Origin of the sequence: Lacticaseibacillus yichunensis, from assembly GCF_003946405.1 — a bacterium.
GTDB classification, from domain to species: Bacteria; Bacillota; Bacilli; order Lactobacillales; family Lactobacillaceae; genus Lacticaseibacillus; species Lacticaseibacillus yichunensis.
Window position 1 is genome coordinate 94,450 of sequence record NZ_RHOG01000003.1, and the last position, 17,151, is coordinate 111,600.

A 17,151-nucleotide genomic window follows, 5' to 3' on the forward strand; every position below is an offset into this window, starting at 1 on the left:
AGCCAAAGCACTGTTCTAGATCGTATCCCCGGTCCACCAGGTGGCGCCGGGGGTCTCTTTGATCAGCACGCCCTTCAGATTTTTCACCGCCTGATGCAGGCCTTCATCCACTGACATCAATGGGTCCTCGTGCTCGATCGACACGACATAGTCATAGCCATACAGGCGCAGGGCGGACATCATGTCGGACCACGTCTTCATATCATGTCCATAGCCGACCGTCCGGAATGTCCAGGCGCGGGACTTCATCGCCTCGTATGGCTGCATGTCTGTCAGTCCGTGCAGGTTGATGTTGTCCTGATCCAGGTACGTGTCCTTGGCGTGAAAATGCACCAGCGCCCGGGCCTCACCGAGGATCTTCACCGCCGCGACAGGATCGATGCCCTGCCACCACATATGACTTGGATCCAGGTTGCAGCCGATATTCTCGCCCGCCGCATCCCGCAGCTTCAACATCGTGTATGGCGTGTGGCACAAAAAGCCGCCGTGCAGCTCGATGCCGATCTTGACGCCAGCCGCCCCGGCCTCGTCATTGATTCGTCGCCAATAAGGCACCAGCCGTTTTTCCCACTGGAACTGATAACTATCGCTGTATTCCGTGGGCCACGCGATCGTCGGCCAATTGATCGCCGTGTCCGTTTCATTCCCGCCAGACACCCCGGAAAATTCGTTGACTACCGGCACCTGCATCAGCTCGGCCAGCCGAATTGCGTTGTGCAGCGTCCGATCCGCCTCAGCCGCAACCGCCGGCACCGGCGAGATCGGATTGTTGTGACAGGACAGCGCCGAGATCGTCAGCCCGTGCGCCGCTACCTTGTCCAGATACTCGCGCCGCTTGTCCGCGCTCGCGAGCAATTCTTCCGGATTCAGATGCGCCGTGCCGGGATTGCCGCCTGCGCCGATCTCGATCGCCTCGAGCCCCAGACTTTGCGCCTTGTCCAACATCTCGTCAAACGACAACGCGTTGAATACAGGCGTAAATACACCAAGTTTCATCCTTCTAACCTCCCAATCAATTTCTTCAGATACGACGCATTTTGCGCCGCGGCGGCCATAGGTGACATCTGGCTGAAGGCCTCCTGTTCCACCACCAGCCACTCAATGCCATGCGCCTGCGCAAATTTTGCGTAATCTTCTAGTGGTAAGTCGCCTGTGCCAAGCACCACGCTTTCCCGCGCCTCCCCGACGCCGGCCATGTCCTTGAGATGCAACATCGCCACCCGGTTCGCATGCGCCTCAAGCCACGCCAGCACATTTTTCCCTGCATACGCGAGCCAGTACGTATCGACCTCCAGCTGCACATGCGGCGCCCGGCGCGTGAGCTCGTCCAGCAAGTCGATGTCCGCAAACGCCGTGAACTCGTGCCCATGATTGTGATAGATCAGGGAAAAATCATGCGCGGCCAGCTGCAGCGCCAGCGCTTCGAGCCGAGCCATCGCATCCGCCCATTCATCCCGCGAGGCAAAATTCATCCAGGGAATAATCAAATTGTGGTTTCCAAGTTTCGCCTCATCAGCCATTACCGAGTCAAGATCCTCAAAGTTCTCCAGCCCGATGTGACTACCTGCGACCACCATGCCATCGCACGCGACGTGATGGGCGAGGGTGCTGGCCGGCTGGTCAAAATAACCCGCAAACTCGACCCCGTCATAGCCCATGTCGCCGACTTGTTTGAGCGTGCCCAGCGGATCCGCCGCCATCGCCTCGCCCACACTATAAAGTTGAAGGCCCGCGCGCAGCGGTTTACCGGTTGTCATCGGATAGAACCTCCAAGGCCTCGAAGTGGTCAAACAGTCGCTCGCGAGGATGATCCGGCGCACACCAGCGCACCGCGTTTTGAATCACACGCTGGACATCTGGATTGTAATAACTCCGATACGTCTCATGTCCCGGCTGGAAATAGAAGATCTTGCCGTTGCCGCGATGATACGTCATCCCGCTGCGAAAGACCTCGCCGCCCGGGAACCAGCTGATGAAGATCAAGTCGTCCGGCGTCGGCACATCGAATTGCTCGCCGTACATTTCCTCTTGCTCAAGCTCGATATGATCGCCGATGCCGGCCGCGATCGGATGCGACGGCTTCACATTCCAGATTCGCGCGTGATGCCCGTCCTCGCGCCACTTCAAGTTGCAGGACGTGCCCATCAGTTTCTTGAAGATCTTGGAAAAATGGACAGAGTGCAGGACGATCAGCCCCATCCCGTCCATGACCCGTTGCCAGACCCGGTCCACCGTGGCGTCTGCCACATCGCCATGCGCCATGTGTCCCCACCAAAGCAGGACATCCGTCTCGTCCAAAACACTTTGCGGCAGGCCGTTATCCGGCTCATCCAACGTCGCGGTGCGCACGCGCACATCCGGGGCCGCCAAAAAACTCGCCAGCTGGCCATGAATGCCGTCCGGATAAACCGCGCGCACCGCGGGCTCACTTTTTTCATGCCGAAACTCGTTCCATACAGTCACACGAATCATGATTTATCCTCCTAGAAGAAAACTGGCTTGTGGGTACTGGACGACTGGTAGATTCCCTCGAGAATCTGCGTGACCACCAGCGCCTGCGCCGGCTGCACGATCGGCTGTTTGCGGCTCTTCACCGCGTCGATCCACTGACGCGCCTCCGTCAGCGCCGGATCATCGCCTGCGCCATCGAAAAAGTCCACGCCGCCGACCGTCAGATCCACGTCTTTTTGCCACAACATCTGATGGTCCTCGCCGTTGATCGTCAGGCCGTGGTTCATATCCGCGCCGCCCTTGGAGCCGGCCAGCGTCGTTTTGGCCTCGCGCACATCCAGCGTGTTGAGCGCCCAGCTGGATTCAAGAAAAATGCTGGCGCCATTTTTCATCACGACATAACCAAACGCGCTATCTTCCACCGTGAACTTCGCCGGATCCCAGGGTCCCCAGGCGTTGGCGGCATGCGGGTTATCGCCGAGCTCGCGGTAAGTCTTGCCGACGACATAATCCGGCTCATAATTAGCCATCATCCACAGTGTCAGATCCAGCGCATGCGTGCCGATATCGATCAGCGGCCCGCCCCCTTGTGCCTCCTGGTTTAAAAAGACGCCCCAGGTTGGCACCGCGCGCCGGCGAATGGCATGAGCCTTGGCAAAATAGATATCGCCCAGCGCGCCTTCCTCGCAGATCTCATGCAGGTACAGGGAATCCTTGCGAAAACGGTTCTGATACCCAATCGTCAAAAGCTGGCCCGTGCGTTCGGCCGCCTCCAGCATCGCCTGCGCCTGCGCGTAAGTCTTCGCCATCGGTTTTTCGCACATCACATCCTTGCCCGCCTCAAGCGCCGCAATCGTCAGTGGGGCATGTTGGGCATTTTCCGTCAGCACATGCACCACATCGAGATCCTGCTTGAGCAGCTCCTTATAATCCGTCCCCCAGGTCGCGCCAGGTGCCCCATACTCATGGCACGCTTTCTCCGCGCGCTCAGGAATGAGGTCACAAAATGCGACAAGCGACACATCAGAAAGCTTGCTGAGAGCCGGCAAATGCTTCCCGTTGGCGATTCCGCCGCAACCAATGATGCCGATCTTGATAGTCATAGAGCTCCTCCTTGCCGAAAAACCGGCTTTCTATTTGAGTCGGCTTTAGTATAATGATGACATGAAGCGCTTTCTTCCCAGAAACAAGACAAAATTGTGCCGAATAGTGACAGGGTGCGGAGCCGAGCGCTTAGGGGTGGGCAGCTAATCTGGCTCGGGTGCTTGGTGGCGAACCATGCCACCGAGTGCACGAGCCAGTTAGATGTCCCACCCCTGCTCGGCGGAGCCCTACTATTCTGAAATGGCGAAGCACTCTCACACGATCCCCAGTCCCTAATATTTTTGAACTTCACTCGGAGGCCCCCATGTCCACCTTCATCGAGATTCCTGTCTGGTCCGAACCGCTGCCGTTTCGCTACTTTGAAAACGATGGCGGCGGCCCTGTTTTTCCCCATCGTCATAAAGAGATCGAGATCATCCAGGCCGTGCAGAACCAGACGCGCATCGGCGTGGGGGACCGCATGTACACGCTTGAGGCAGGGGACATCTTCTTTTTCGCCGGGGGCCAGCCGCATTATTTTCTCCCGAGCCCAAATTCCTTGCGCAACGTCTTTCAGTTCGATATTGCGATCTTTGACGTGCAATTGATGCAGACATCGCTGTCTGGCATCAACGAGACCATGCTGCACCGGCCGCCATGCTCCCAGGACTGGCCCAAGCCTGTCGCCGCCGAAGTCACGCGGATCCTCGCCGCGCTGCGCCAGGCTGCAGGGGATGGGGGACTGCGCGCCACCGTCATCGGCAACCTCTATCTGCTTCTCGACTGCTTCGTCCACCGCCTGCCCGAGCTCAAGGACGTGCCCGCCCATAGCGCCGACCCTAACATCCTTCGCGCTCAGACCGTCACGCGCCAGCTGAACCAGATCTACGACTGCATCAACGATCATTACTTTGAGCCCATCAGCCTGCCCGCCATCGCGGGTCTCGTCGGCTTTAACCCCCAGTACTTCGCGCGGTTTTTCAAACGCAACACAGGCTCGACATTCGGCCGCTTCCTTCTCAATTACCGCGTCATGAAAGCCTGCTTTGAGCTCACCGAAAGCGACGACCCCATGCCCGACATCGCCGAGCGCTGCGGCTTTGGCAGCGTCAAGACCTTCCACCACGAATTCAAACGGGAAATGCAGACCTCGCCGCTCGAATACCGCAAGCGCATGCGCAAAGAAGGCACCGGCTGACCCGCGCCCCACAAGGCCAGGCCCGTCTGACGAGGCCAAGCCGCCCCCAAATGCCCGCACCCGACCACGAGGCCCAGCCCGCCATAGGAAAAATAGGCACGCGCCAGCCGCCCACGGCGCCGCCCAATTTTTCCCCAACAAAGCACTTGCAACTTGGGAACGAATGTTCGACAATGGAATCGACAAACGAAAGCGAGGGCAAAGCGATGGATGTGGACGAATTAACAACTTACTTGGATGAGAACTCGAGGGTGGTCAGCAACTTTCGCGCCAAGATGATGGCGTATGAGGTGGAGAAAAATAAGCGCCGGCAGCCGGCTAAGCGGTGGAACCAGACGCAACTCGACCGCGCCGTCGACAAGTCGCAGGCCACGTTTATGAAAAGCGTGTTCGACCAGTTGAGCGGCTCGATCAGCGCCGACAAATCCGCCAAAGAGTGGGCGACCTTCATCGACGACAACGAGATCGCCGACAGCCTCGAGGAATCCGTGGACATGATCGACATGGACGAGGCGTAACCTGACCCGCCCCGCAAATGTGGCCACACAAATAGCGCCAACCAACTTCCTTTTTAATAGAAGGAAAGTGGTCGACGCTATTTTGATTGGCCCGGGCACGCGCCGCAGAAACGCGATCCCGCGGGCCACTCTGTCCAAGGCCTAGTCTTCGTCTTCGCCGTCCGCCGCGACCCGCGCGATCAGGTCACTGGCGCGGCGCAACCAGGGATCCTGGCTGTCGCTGGGCCGCATCAGATAAAACGAGCGCAGGAAATGGGGGCCAAGCGGCGTGGTCGGGACGCCATCCGGCACCAAGGCCGCCGACATCACCGCCTGGCCGACCCCGGCCGCGACCATTTCGACCAGCGCGGCATTGTTGTTGACGCGACAGATACTGGTCGGCTGGCGATCCGTTTCGTGCAAGTATTGATCCGTGTAAAAATTGATCCCGGACCCATTTTCACGGGTCAACAGGCGGCCCGTTGCCGCCCCGGCCAGCACCAATTGATCCGCGGCCAATAACTGGCGCGTCATCCCACTGCGATTGAGGGGCTGTTCCAGCAGGCCCAAGTCCAGGTGCTTCTCGCCAAGGCCCGCCAACACCGCCTGCGAGTTGGAGACCGTCAGATCATATTGCAGTTGGGGCAATTCCTGCTGGAGCGCGGCGATCACGCGAGGCAACAGGAGCGTCGCGATACTCTGCGACACCCCAAGCCGCAAATACGCGCCCTTGCCCCCGGTCAAATGGGCAAGGCGGTCTTGGAGTTGCGCCCAAGACGTCAACGTGCCCTGCGCAAATTCGGCCAGTGCATCCGCAGCGGGCAGGGGAATGACGCGCTGCTTGCCGCTTCGGTCAAACAGCGGCGTGTGCAGCTCCTCCTCAAGCTGGGCAATGTGGTGCGACACCGTGGGCTGGCTGACAAACAGCCGCTGCGCCGCCGCCGTGAAGCTGCGGGTCTGATACACCGCATCAAAAACGCGCAATCGCTCAAACATCTGAATCGCTCTTTTCTATCAGTATCATTGAGAATCTGTATCGTAACGCGAAAATCATTTGATACGCTTATCTTATCATTTTTCTAGGAGGCGCCTCAATGACTGAGACACAGACCCGCACCACCACCTTTCTCGCCACGCTCCCCGGCATCGCCGTCAGCCTGGCCGTCGCCATCATCGCCCAAGCCGCCGCCCAGCTCGTGCCGGCCCTCGGCGGCGCGACCCTGGCCATCCTGCTTGGCATCGCGCTGGGCAACACCATTCTTCGTCAGCCGCAACTCGCCCGCGGGACCAAATTCGCCGAAAGCAAGTTTCTGGAAGTGTCCGTGATGCTGCTGGGCCTGACCCTCACCGTGTCGACCCTGAGCGCCATCGGCATTCGCGGCTTTCTCTTCGTCGCCCTGCAGATGTGCGGCACCATCGCCTTTGTCCTGTGGCTCGGCCGGCGCCTCAACTTCGCCGACCAGGAGCGCCAACTCATGGCCGGGGGCAACGCGATCTGCGGCTCCAGCGCCATCGCCTCGATCGCCCCGGTGATCGAAGCCGACGAGCGGCAAGTCGGCACGATCGTCACCATCGTCAATCTGATGGGGACCGTGTTGATGCTGACGCTACCACTACTCGCGCCGCTTTTGGTCGGCCGCTCCGCTTTGGCGATCGGCGCGCTGATCGGCGGCACCGTCCAATCCGTCGGCCAAGTCATCGCCAGCGCCAGCATGGTCGAAGGCCAAACCGTGGTCTACGCGACCCTGTTCAAGATCATGCGCATCGTCCTGCTGGTCTTTGCCGTCCTGTTCTTTAGCCATCAGCATCAACGCCAGGCTCGGCTTCAGGCTCAGGCTCAATCCCAGACTCAATCCCAGACTCAAGGCCAATCCCAGCCCCAGCCCACCGCGGTCGCCGCGCGGCGAATACAGTTCCTGATTCCCTGGTATGTCCTGGGTTTCGCCGCTTTTTGCCTGCTGGGAAGCGTCATCCAATTGCCAAAAGTCGTCGCGGCCGATGCCCATTGGCTCTCAGGCTGGCTCGAAACCACGGCCCTGGCAGCGATCGGCCTGCGCCTGGACCTGCGCGCCTTTCTCAAAGAAGGCAAGCGCATCGCCTTGTTTGGCGGCGGGACCCTGGTGATGCAGGTGGCGCTGGGCGCGTTGTTGGTGCGGCTACTGGTGCGGTAAAGTCCGCATGCCACTATACAGAACGCGACGCCCCACTTTAACGTTCGATGCGCCTCGCCCAGGCATCTGACCACGTTTCAGTTCACTACCTATCTTTTTCCAGTATCAGATGTGTTACACGAAGCACGCTCGAAATCCCGAGAGGCTATTATCTACATAAAAGGAAATGACGGGAATCGTTGGGTTTTCGCGAATTTCGTAAGAGCCGCGGGCACACGCGCTTTGGCCGGTCGGTCAGGCGCGTGATGAAAGGGTGAGTGCAGTGACGCAAGGGCAATACCGCTGTGATCAAAAACGTAATTACAAGAAAAAACGCTTCGACGAGCAAACACATAAATGGGTCACCGTGGTCGCATTACTGGCTATCGGGACAACGGCTGGCGTGGTCGCGCAAACACCATTAAGCGGCACCAACGTCCAGACGGTCCGTGCCGCCGATGCGGATTCGGATGGCCATTATCAATTGACATACACGGATCCCTCGACCGGCGCATCAACCGTGATTCAAGATATCGCAGAATCCGGCCAGCCAGGGACTGTGATCTCCGATGCCGCCAATGATACCTATTCTGCGGATAACATCAACACCGCCGCGGGGGCCTTGGGCTCGGGAGACCTGGCTTCGTATGTCCTCGCCGACGACCCATTTGGGGAAAATCCATTGCCAGCGATGACCATCTCGGCCGATGCCAGTGATGATCAAGTGCTTCAGCTCCAGAGAGTTGTCGCAAAAGGCATCTGGGGCACCTGCCATTGGTACATCGATACCGATAACGTCCTGCACATTGGACCAGGGACAGGGATGGACACGACGACTTCGCCAGTCGTTGATCCAGATGGGCTTCATACGTGGACTTATTCGCCGTGGGAGGCCTTCCAGACAACAATTAAGAAGATCTCCGTTGAAGGTCATGTTAAATTACCGGCAATCTCTGCCTATCTCTTTGGCAATGTGAATACAATCCGATCGTGGTCGTCGTTGACCAGTGTGACAGGGCTCGAGAATTTCGATACCTCAGCAGTGACTGATATGTCGGGTATGTTTTCATATGATGATAAGCTGACTCAGATCGAGGGGCTGAATAACTGGGACACGGCGAATGTCACGTCCTTTAAAAATACTTTTTCATACATGGGTAGTCGTACGTCAACCATATCGGCAGATTTGTCAGACTGGAATACCTCAAATGTGACGACAATGCAAAACATGTTTCTACAGACCGGGTTCGTCAATGTTGGGTCACTCTCAACTTGGAAGACAGGTAAGGTCACGGATATGCGCAGCATGTTTTCGTACGCGAAGCTCACAAGCCCGCTTGATCTATCCGACTGGGATATGAGCCATGTGACGACGATCGCACTAATGTTCAATAATACTAGTTGGATCAGCTCCATTGGTGATCTATCCAACTGGAATGTTAGCAATATCACCGATATGAGCAGTGCATTTAATTCAATGAAAGCGGTCAACACCCTAGGAGATCTCACCAACTGGGACGTTAGCAATGTCACCAACCTCACGACCACATTTAATTCCTTAGTGCTTGTTCCCAGCCTTGGCGATCTATCAAACTGGGACATAAGTAATGTCACGACGCTTAATGGTACGTTTGGCAATGATTACGTTTTGACCAGCCTGGGGGATCTCTCAAATTGGGATACGAGCAACGTCACTAATTTGATGAGCACATTTTCGAAAGACGCCATTTTGACCAGCCTGGGCGATATCTCAAACTGGGACACAAGTAAGGTCACCACCATGCAGAACCTATTTTCTGGGGATGCCGCCATCGAGGTGCTCGACCTTGAGGGGTGGGATACAAGCAGTATTCCAGTGATTAAAACGACCAATACGAGCGGCATGTTTGACAATATGACATCCTTGCACCAGATCACCTTTGGCCCTGGATTTGTAAATACGACGACTCTTCCGAACGGTAACGAAACACGTTGGTGGTTATCTGTAGACAATGGTACGGTCGATAATCCAGAAGGCCTCACAAACTTGACAAGTCCGACGCCAAACAGCAAAGGCGTGTATTTCTCCACATTTGCTGGCGGTCCTGCCGGCACCTACGTCTTTGCCATTCAAACAGACTCAGCCACTGCAACCTTTGTTGATGATGACGATGGTGGCAAAACAGTTGGCACCCAAACAATCACAGGCGAGCGCGGTACCGATGTGGCTTACACACTGGATGTACCGGAAAATTACCAACTGACACCCGACGAGAACGCGACTGGTTCGGTGACCGTGACGCATGATGATACGGATGATTTCACCGTGCATTTGACTCACAAACACACGACTGATCAGCAATCAAAAACCATCACCCGCAAGATCACCGTCACCAAGCCTGACAATACGGTAACGACGATCAACCAAAGCGTCACTTATAACCGCACCGTCTCTTACGATATGGTGACTGGGGCACTCGACGCAAGCGCAACTGGTTCATGGCAGCTAGAGGATGGCGACCCGTCGATCATCGGGGATGATGGCCAGCCGGTCGGCATCTGGGCGGCCTACACGCCAGATGCCATTGAGGGCTATCAGGTCGTGGGCTCCGATGGTTCGACAGAGGCGAAGCAAGTCACCGTCGATCCGGACACGACTCAAGACACCGAGATCGACTACACGTATCAAGGCGCGACAGCCACAGCGACCATCACCTATGTGGATGAAACCGGCGACCCGGTCGGCGATCCGGTAACAGTCTCCGGCAACATCGGCGCCAACGTGACTTACACACCGCAACTGCCAGGTGGCTACGACTACGCAAATCCAAGCGACGCGGATCCAAAGACCATCACGATTTCGACCGGCGCGGATGACAACGTGATTATCAAAGTGGAAAAATGGCACTCCGAATTCCCACAAGCAGGGAGCGCCAGTGGGCTGGTCCTGCAGGTTGCTGGGGCGGTCGCGCTATTGGCCGGAGCAGTGGGCCTCTTGCTCTTCAGCCGCCGGAAACGCGAGCGCTAAATTGAATAGTTGATTGAAGCCGCTGACTCGAACATGGGTCGGCGGTTTTTGCGTCTCGTGGGCCAAGTCATTCGCGCCTTTTACATGAGGAACCCCGTCATGACGCATGATTGCGCCGATTTTTCGCTCAAAATTGAAACAGTTATGATACAGCTAAGTGTGTGGCCGGTGATCGCGGGCATACTGGAGATCGGGTATCGAATCTGTGGTGCGAGTCTGCTTCGTGGCCACGTATGGATCAGGCGTGCGCAAGTGGCGAGATTCCACCATCCCGCGGGCCTTCGCACCCTGAAGTTGGGCTGCGCGGGGCAGGTCTGAGTCGTCTAGCTGGCTCGTGCACTCGAGGCGAAGAGCGCCTCAAGCACCCGAGCCAAGCTAGCCACTCAGGCCAAGGCGCCCCGCTCCGCACCCTGAAGTTGGGCTGTGCGGGGCAGGGGTGAGGCATCTAACTGGTCCCGTCACTCGGGACTAAGGGCGGCCCCAAGCGCCAGGCCCAAGTTAGCTGCTCACCCCTGAGCGCCCCGCTCCGCACCCTGAAGTTGGGCTTCGGCCCGCATGCTCGAGGCATATAGGTACGCCCAGCACTCGGTGGCCAAGTGCGCCACCAAGCACTAGGCTACCCTATCTGCTCGAGCATCCCGCGGGCCTTCGCACCCTGAAGTTGGGCTTCGCGGGGCAAGCCTGAGTCGTTTAGCTGTCTCGTGCACTCGAGGCTAAGAGCGCCTCAAGCACCCGAGCCAAGCTAGCCGCTCAGGCCAAAGCGCCCCGCTTCGCACCCTGATCAACATGGAGGAGTAATGTTATGTGGCAGACTTTAACGAATTCTATTCGAAAAACACGTGGGCGTCCTCAGCGATGTCCTCAGATGGTGCTATTATCCGCCGCCGCACTGACCCTTGGCGTCACCTATGTGGGAATGGCGCCGACACAATTTTCCCCGCAAATTGTGCATGCGGCTGACCCGGCTGACCGGGTGACGTTGCGTGTCCGGTTCCAGTATCAGTCCGATCCATACGATGATCCGCGCATCATCGCCACCAAAAGCTATTCCGGGCCGATTGGGGCCAGTGTGACCAGCTGGTTGCCGGATGGCTACACGACGGAAAATGGGGACTACAGTGTCGCGTACACGCTGACAGCTGGCGCGAATACCGTAGATGTGATGATGCTCGCCGAAAGCGTCAATGTCACGACGAAGGTGATCGACTCGCGGGGGAAGGTGACGTTCAATTACGTGACCACTGCGGGGACGGTCGTTGGCACCGATACGATCAGTGGCAAGCCCGGCGCAACAGTCTCCTCGGCGGTGCCGATTCGCTATATGTTAGCGAGTGGTTCTGGGACCGTTGCGACTGCGGTGGCGCCGGCGGATGGCAGCGACACCACCGTCACCATTCCCGTGATGCTCGATCCGAATTATACGACCCAAGCGGAAATGAGTGCGACGATCAATTTTGTCGACCAGCTCACTGGCTCGAGCCAGACCGTGATCATCACAGGCAAAGCCGGGTCCTCCGTGACGGTGCACTATCCCAACGAGCTCGGGGATGCCGATTATCTCCCGGCTACCTTTGTCTACACATTCACCAATGCGGCGAACGGCCAGGGGACAACTGTACCGGCTTGGCCGATGCAAGTCGCACTGTACACGTTTTACACCGTCAACAATCGTGGGGCCCAAACGCCTGTCTATAAGATCAAATACATGGGCAGGCCCGGCGCCTTGATCGCGCCGACCGACATGTTCTACGATCAGGAAAACATCAACACGGCGGGTGGCGTCAAAGGCAGTGGGCCGCTTGCTGGATACATTCGCACGGACGATCCATTCAGCCTGACCAATTTGCCGAGCACGACGATCACCACGGATTCGACGGATAACGTCAACGTGCAGGTGACCAACGTGGTGGCAAAGGGCATCTGGGGTACCTGCCGCTGGTACATCGATACTAGCAACGTGCTCCACATCGGCCCGGGTACCGGCGCCGATTCCATAGGCGAATCGCCGTGGCGCATCTACAGTAATGCCATCACCCAGATCTCGATCGATGGGCATGTGATCTTGCCGGCCAATTGCCGATTTTTGTTTGGCACAGATGCGGTCGGGAAAAATGCGGGCAATTATCAGCGCCTGACCCAGGTCAAAGGCCTTGCCAATGTGGATGCCTCGCAGGTGCAGGATCTGACCGCCATGTTCCAGCTCGATTCAAAAATGAAGACGATCACGGGCCTCGATGATTGGAACGTCCAGAACGTCAACTGGTTCAGTTCCATGTTCGCCAGAACCACAGCCTTGAGCAACCTCGGCGACCTGTCGCAATGGGACACCGCCGCAGCAAAGGCGATGGATGGTATGTTTAGCGCTTGCGCCGTCCAGAATCCCGGTGATCTGAGCGGCTGGGAGACTGGCAACGTGATCGACATGTCGTTTATGTTTTACAACACGACGAAACTGAATTCGGTGGGGGACCTCGGCAACTGGAATACCAGCCAAGTGACCACCATGTCGCACATGTTTGCCTTCACCGCGCTCAAGACGCCCGGCCACCTGGATGATTGGAATACCGGGAACGTCACGGCGATGGACTATCTGTTTGCCCAAACCTCGACGCTGAACGATATTGGGGATCTGTCAGGCTGGGATACCAGCAAGGCGACCGACATGTCCTATATGTTTGACGAAACGGCGGCCCTGACCGACATCGGTGACCTCGATAACTGGGATACGCACAACGTCACGACCATGTTGGCGATGTTCCGGGTCACCCAATTGCGGAATATCGGCAGTCTCGCGAAGTGGAACACCACCAATTTGACCACCACGCAAAACATGTTCACTCGGGCCGTCAATCTGGCGGTCCTCGATTTCACCAACTGGGATACCAGCAAGGTCACGAATTTTACCAGCATGTTCGAGGATATGGACGCGCTGCGCCAGATCACCTTTGGCCCGCGTTTCAATATCACCCCGGACGTTCCAAACGCCACGACCACCCGTTCCTGGGTCTCCGTGGATGGCGGCACCCTCGACGCGCCGCAAGGATTGACCGACCTGACCACCGTCCAAGGCAACACCGTCACCTCGACCTACACCGGGCGCAACGCCGCGACCTATGTCCTCTATTCTCGGCAGGCCAGCGCGACCATCACGTATCAGGATGAAAATAATGTCCAAGTCGGCGACAGTGTGACGCTCACCGGCAACATTGGCGACACCCTGACCTACACCCCGCAGCTGCCGGTTGGTTACGACTTCGCGGATCCAAATGACGCCAAGCAAAAAGCCATCACGATCACCAACACCGATTCAGATAATGTCCTGATCAAGGTGGAAAAATGGGCCTCGCAATTTCCTGAAGCCGGCAGTTCAAGCGGCCTGATCCTGTCGATCGTCGGCGGGTTCACTCTATTGGTTGGGCTGATTGGCCTGATCTTCAGCGTGCGGCGGAAACGGGATTGACTGGGAAATTTTCCCACTCACAAATATTTGTGCAGGTGCTCTTTCGGGAGGACCTGTTTTGATTCGAGAAGATATTTTTGCGACAAGAGGAAAAAACACAAATCAATGCAGAGCCTCATATAACAAAACAGGTCTAAAGCTCCGTGTGCGATCAGCACTCGAAGTTTTAGACCTGTTTATGGTTATGTCAGTGGATTAGGCAACACTAGCCGTTTGTTTCGACATCTTTGAGGCTCGGCGCGTCATCCGCCAGCCAAACATGCAGCGACAAAGCGGTATTGGCAAGTTGCGGATAATAAGAAGGAAAATCAAGATTCCGCACCGTGGCCAGCATCGACTCCACTTCACCCAGGCACGCATTGTCTTTTTTATCGTAGTAATTCGCGTAGTCGTTGTACAGACGCCGGTAGAAATGCGGCGCCATGTAGCGCTCCTGAATGTGGGTCTCGTTGAACATGCCCAACAGTTTCTTGAACACGCCGTAATCGCGGTGATTGATCGCGACCTGGAAGGCCTGCACGAAGATCTCGCCGATCGTGGCCATGTTGGCATCCATCTGACTGACCTTGTTGATGCGCTGGAGATACAGCGGTAGGAGAATCAAGAGTTCGTCCACGGACAAAATTGGCAAGAGGTTATACAACATCATCTGCTCGTAGGAATACCACGTCTCTGTTTTATCCAGATAATTGAGCAGGTCGCGCAGCTCCGGCATCGCGTCGATCACCTGCCCATGATGTGCGTAGAAGTCCGCGTACACCTTCATCGTCAGATACATGTCGTGATCGGCAACGTAGCCTTCCTCTTGCCAGCTCTTGTACACAATGCGGCTGGCCTCGCGAAAATTCTCAGGGTTCTTAGTCGCATGTCCTTCAGCGACGAGCTGGGTCATGCGATCCGTTTCGGCCACCGCCGCAGCCGTGTCGCGCCCAGACAAATTGGCGAACTCGAACATCATTAAATTGATCCGTTTGAGCATCTCCATCAGGTTCTCGGCAGAGGTATCGATCTTCCCACTTTCAAAACGCGAATAGTTCACGCGCGACATGATGTCGTTGTACATATATTTCGCACTGAGACCTTTGTTGGTGCGAATGTCTCTGATCGTCGGTCCAATATAACCCATAATGGGTCCCTCCTCACCACCAGACGCGCTACTCTCCCCACAGAAAAACGTGCCCTGTTGTTATTAGTGTGCTTCTTTTTCGCCGCTTATGCAAACGATTGCCAGACACACCTTACCAAACCGGATTGTATCAATATAATCGCTCAGTTTTGGCTAGTGTAGCAGATATGCGACGTTGATGACAATGGAAAAACAACCCGCAAATTAAAAGAATTATGTATCAGATGCGTACGCTTTTGGTTATCGCCGGCCGAATCCCCTTATGATGGCGTTATCGAAAGGGGGAATCTAGGATGACCAGACGAATCGACTTAACGGGTAAGCGTTTCGGGCGGCTGGTCGTGGTGAGTTGGGTCGGCCACGCCGGAAATGGGAATGCGATGTGGCATTGTCAATGTGATTGTGGGAACACGCTTGACGTGGACAGTTATCGCTTGCGCAGGGGCACCACGCAAAGTTGTGGGTGTTTGCGCCGCGAACGTTCGCGGGAAGTGATGTTGACGACACCGGTGCTGCGGGAACACGCCGGGTGCGCCGCACAGCTGGGCGTTGCGAATGGGACCAACGTTTCGGCGTCGCTGAATATTCGCGTGACAAACCGCAGTGGGGTGGTCGGCGTGAGTTTTGATCAAGCCAGCCAGACTTGGAACGCGCGCTTGATGCTGCGGGGACGCATTGTTTTGAACCAGCGTTTCCATCGCTTCAATGAGGCGGTGGCCGCACGCCGAGAAGCGGAAGCACGCTATTTTCCAGATCGCACGCGGACCGCTTTACCACCTGCCGTCAATCAGAGCACCGAAATGACCCATTAGAACCCGGGGCCGCACGGGATTTTAAAAATTCTCTGTATCAGATGTGTATCACATTGTTTCCGGGCTTAGCAAATTCCATAAGATGTCACTGTGATCAAGTTCAAGACGTATTGACCGGCTTTCACGAGCTTGGTTTCAGTCGCGAGGAAGGTGATGAAGTCGGACACAACAAGCCAATTACATCGCAGCAAACATAAGGTGGTGAGAGATGTTGACTAACCGGTTGCGCGTATTCGCGTTAACAGTCGTGACATTTCTTCTGGCCATCAGTGGGTCGCAAGGGTCCGCGGCGCAGGCGGCAACAAGTGCGCCGAGCATCACCATTCAAAAACAGGTATCCGCAAAAAGCGAAGCCGGCACCGCCCAGACAACGGTGCCACTAGCCGGCGCGCGATACCACCTTGTGAAGGTGCAGGCCCTTTCTTCCAAACAAAAGATCGATCCAGCAGATGCATCGTCCTATCAAGTGGTTGGCGGGACGGATGCATTGGATCAGATCTTAGTCACCGACCAGCAAGGCACCGCGACAATCAGCGGGCCTGAGCTGACCACCGGCGATTACCTGCTCGCGGAGTTAAAGGGCCCAGGCGTCCCGAAGCCCGCAGCGCCGATCGTTTTTTCTCTTCCTTATAAAATGGCTGGCCAGCTCATCAGTGACTTTGTTTATACCCCCAAGTCCGGGCTGGTAGCTCCGTCTGAAGGTGGCACCAAGAAGCAGACGCTTGGCGGCACCATCGTCGGTAAGGTCAAAGACAAAAAGATCATGCAGACCAGTGGCATCGTACCCGCTGTGGGGTACAGCCTGTTGGTTCTTGCGGCCGGTGTGATGGCCGGATCATTTGTCCTTTTGCAATTGTTCAAAAAGCGCCGTGCCCATTCGGCCGGCAACTGAGCTGTGGAACGCAAGGCTAACTTGCGTATCTCGATCGCGTGCTAGACGCGATCTTCGGAGGAATGATAATGAAAAAATCTGTACGTTTACTTTATACAATTGGCGTATGCGGCCTGGCCTTGGGTGCGCTCACCACAACCGCAGTGACCTTGGTCAATAACGGCCAAAGCACGATCGCGGCAAGCAGTTCATTAGTTTCAGATGACACGTCTACTCGGAGTATTACCATTCATAAGTATTCGACCAAAGACGGTGCAGGTGTTGCGACTGGGACAACTGATGATGAAGCTGGCATCGACACCAGTGTTCATAAGCCACTGTCTGGCATCAAGTTCACTGTTCAAAAAGTGACGAAGGCGGACGGCGCAACGACAATCGATGCGTCAGATCCTACTACTTAGTGGATACTGAATATTTGTAAGTGCCTTGTTTTCATGGGAACCGTTCCGTTACTGTCGTATAATGAATGCAGAGG

Annotated in this window: 14 protein-coding genes; 8 read left to right on the top strand and 6 right to left on the bottom strand. The window is 56.4% G+C overall.

The window, feature by feature from the left end:
- Positions 1–15: 15 nt before the first annotated feature.
- From EKM95_RS02045 to EKM95_RS02060, 4 genes are read right to left on the bottom strand one after another with little or no spacing between them, the layout of a single operon-like run.
- The gene (locus EKM95_RS02045; protein WP_125696168.1) at positions 16–996 is read right to left on the bottom strand and encodes a sugar phosphate isomerase/epimerase family protein; all 981 of its coding nucleotides are present in this window, start codon (positions 994–996) and stop codon (positions 16–18) included.
- Positions 993–1,757: a sugar phosphate isomerase/epimerase family protein gene (locus EKM95_RS02050; protein ID WP_125696169.1), complete on the bottom strand. Its 765-nt coding sequence runs from the start codon at positions 1,755–1,757 to the stop codon at positions 993–995. Before EKM95_RS02050 ends, EKM95_RS02045 begins: the two co-directional genes overlap by 4 nt.
- Positions 1,744–2,472 carry a ThuA domain-containing protein gene (locus tag EKM95_RS02055; RefSeq protein WP_125696170.1) on the bottom strand — a complete coding sequence of 243 codons (729 nt, stop codon included), beginning with the start codon at positions 2,470–2,472 and terminating at the stop codon, positions 1,744–1,746. Before EKM95_RS02055 ends, EKM95_RS02050 begins: the two co-directional genes overlap by 14 nt.
- Positions 2,473–2,483: 11 nt before the next feature.
- Entirely contained in the window at positions 2,484–3,554 is a 1,071-nt protein-coding gene (locus tag EKM95_RS02060) for a Gfo/Idh/MocA family protein (protein ID WP_125696171.1), read from the bottom strand.
- A gap of 305 nt (positions 3,555–3,859) precedes the next feature.
- On the opposite strand from EKM95_RS02060, the gene EKM95_RS02065 reads away from it, so the two are divergent.
- A complete protein-coding gene (locus EKM95_RS02065; protein WP_125696172.1) occupies positions 3,860–4,732 on the top strand; it encodes a helix-turn-helix domain-containing protein in 873 nt (290 codons plus the stop codon).
- Between the two features lie 173 nt (positions 4,733–4,905).
- Positions 4,906–5,250: a hypothetical protein gene (locus EKM95_RS02070; RefSeq protein WP_125696173.1), complete on the top strand. Its 345-nt coding sequence runs from the start codon at positions 4,906–4,908 to the stop codon at positions 5,248–5,250.
- A 141-nt stretch (positions 5,251–5,391) separates the two neighbouring features.
- Here the strand turns inward: EKM95_RS02070 and EKM95_RS02075 are convergent, their stop codons facing one another.
- Positions 5,392–6,225 carry a LysR family transcriptional regulator gene (locus EKM95_RS02075; RefSeq protein WP_125696174.1) on the bottom strand — a complete coding sequence of 278 codons (834 nt, stop codon included), beginning with the start codon at positions 6,223–6,225 and terminating at the stop codon, positions 5,392–5,394.
- 98 nt (positions 6,226–6,323) lie between these two features.
- Here EKM95_RS02075 and EKM95_RS02080 point away from each other — a divergent pair, with 98 nt between their 5' ends.
- The 3 genes from EKM95_RS02080 to EKM95_RS02090 all read left to right on the top strand — a co-directional run bounded on the left by EKM95_RS02080 (position 6,324) and on the right by EKM95_RS02090 (position 13,846).
- Positions 6,324–7,400 carry a YeiH family protein gene (locus EKM95_RS02080; protein ID WP_125696175.1) on the top strand — a complete coding sequence of 359 codons (1,077 nt, stop codon included), beginning with the start codon at positions 6,324–6,326 and terminating at the stop codon, positions 7,398–7,400.
- 253 nt (positions 7,401–7,653) lie between these two features.
- Positions 7,654–10,386 (top strand): BspA family leucine-rich repeat surface protein, encoded by a 2,733-nt coding sequence (locus EKM95_RS02085; RefSeq protein WP_225423123.1) that lies wholly within the window; start codon positions 7,654–7,656, stop codon positions 10,384–10,386.
- Between the two features lie 865 nt (positions 10,387–11,251).
- Complete coding sequence (locus tag EKM95_RS02090; RefSeq protein ID WP_164510053.1) at positions 11,252–13,846, top strand: BspA family leucine-rich repeat surface protein; 2,595 nt, start codon at positions 11,252–11,254, stop codon at positions 13,844–13,846.
- A gap of 205 nt (positions 13,847–14,051) precedes the next feature.
- Here the strand turns inward: EKM95_RS02090 and EKM95_RS02095 are convergent, their stop codons facing one another.
- Positions 14,052–14,972 (bottom strand): helix-turn-helix domain-containing protein, encoded by a 921-nt coding sequence (locus EKM95_RS02095; protein WP_125696178.1) that lies wholly within the window; start codon positions 14,970–14,972, stop codon positions 14,052–14,054.
- Between the two features lie 293 nt (positions 14,973–15,265).
- Here EKM95_RS02095 and EKM95_RS02100 point away from each other — a divergent pair, with 293 nt between their 5' ends.
- The 3 genes from EKM95_RS02100 to EKM95_RS02110 all read left to right on the top strand — a co-directional run bounded on the left by EKM95_RS02100 (position 15,266) and on the right by EKM95_RS02110 (position 17,077).
- The gene (locus EKM95_RS02100; RefSeq protein ID WP_225423125.1) at positions 15,266–15,784 is read left to right on the top strand and encodes an alcohol dehydrogenase; all 519 of its coding nucleotides are present in this window, start codon (positions 15,266–15,268) and stop codon (positions 15,782–15,784) included.
- Between the two features lie 247 nt (positions 15,785–16,031).
- Positions 16,032–16,676 (top strand): SpaA isopeptide-forming pilin-related protein, encoded by a 645-nt coding sequence (locus EKM95_RS02105; protein WP_225423127.1) that lies wholly within the window; start codon positions 16,032–16,034, stop codon positions 16,674–16,676.
- 68 nt (positions 16,677–16,744) lie between these two features.
- Positions 16,745–17,077 (top strand): hypothetical protein, encoded by a 333-nt coding sequence (locus EKM95_RS02110; RefSeq protein WP_125696180.1) that lies wholly within the window; start codon positions 16,745–16,747, stop codon positions 17,075–17,077.
- The last annotated feature ends 74 nt before the right edge of the window (positions 17,078–17,151 follow it).

Excerpts from the sequence above, each read along its gene's own strand:
- EKM95_RS02095 (WP_125696178.1), bottom strand. The coding sequence starts at position 14,972 with ATGGGTTATATTGGACCGACGATCAGAGACATTCGCACCAACAAAGGT.
- EKM95_RS02045 (WP_125696168.1), bottom strand. The coding sequence starts at position 996 with ATGAAACTTGGTGTATTTACGCCTGTATTCAACGCGTTGTCGTTTGAC.
- EKM95_RS02050 (WP_125696169.1), bottom strand. The coding sequence starts at position 1,757 with ATGACAACCGGTAAACCGCTGCGCGCGGGCCTTCAACTTTATAGTGTG.
- EKM95_RS02065 (WP_125696172.1), top strand. The coding sequence starts at position 3,860 with ATGTCCACCTTCATCGAGATTCCTGTCTGGTCCGAACCGCTGCCGTTT.
- EKM95_RS02060 (WP_125696171.1), bottom strand. The coding sequence starts at position 3,554 with ATGACTATCAAGATCGGCATCATTGGTTGCGGCGGAATCGCCAACGGG.
- EKM95_RS02055 (WP_125696170.1), bottom strand. The coding sequence starts at position 2,472 with ATGATTCGTGTGACTGTATGGAACGAGTTTCGGCATGAAAAAAGTGAG.
- EKM95_RS02090 (WP_164510053.1), top strand. The coding sequence starts at position 11,252 with ATGGTGCTATTATCCGCCGCCGCACTGACCCTTGGCGTCACCTATGTG.
- EKM95_RS02070 (WP_125696173.1), top strand. The coding sequence starts at position 4,906 with ATGGAATCGACAAACGAAAGCGAGGGCAAAGCGATGGATGTGGACGAA.
- EKM95_RS02100 (WP_225423125.1), top strand. The coding sequence starts at position 15,266 with ATGACCAGACGAATCGACTTAACGGGTAAGCGTTTCGGGCGGCTGGTC.
- EKM95_RS02080 (WP_125696175.1), top strand. The coding sequence starts at position 6,324 with ATGACTGAGACACAGACCCGCACCACCACCTTTCTCGCCACGCTCCCC.
- EKM95_RS02110 (WP_125696180.1), top strand. The coding sequence starts at position 16,745 with ATGAAAAAATCTGTACGTTTACTTTATACAATTGGCGTATGCGGCCTG.
- EKM95_RS02075 (WP_125696174.1), bottom strand. The coding sequence starts at position 6,225 with ATGTTTGAGCGATTGCGCGTTTTTGATGCGGTGTATCAGACCCGCAGC.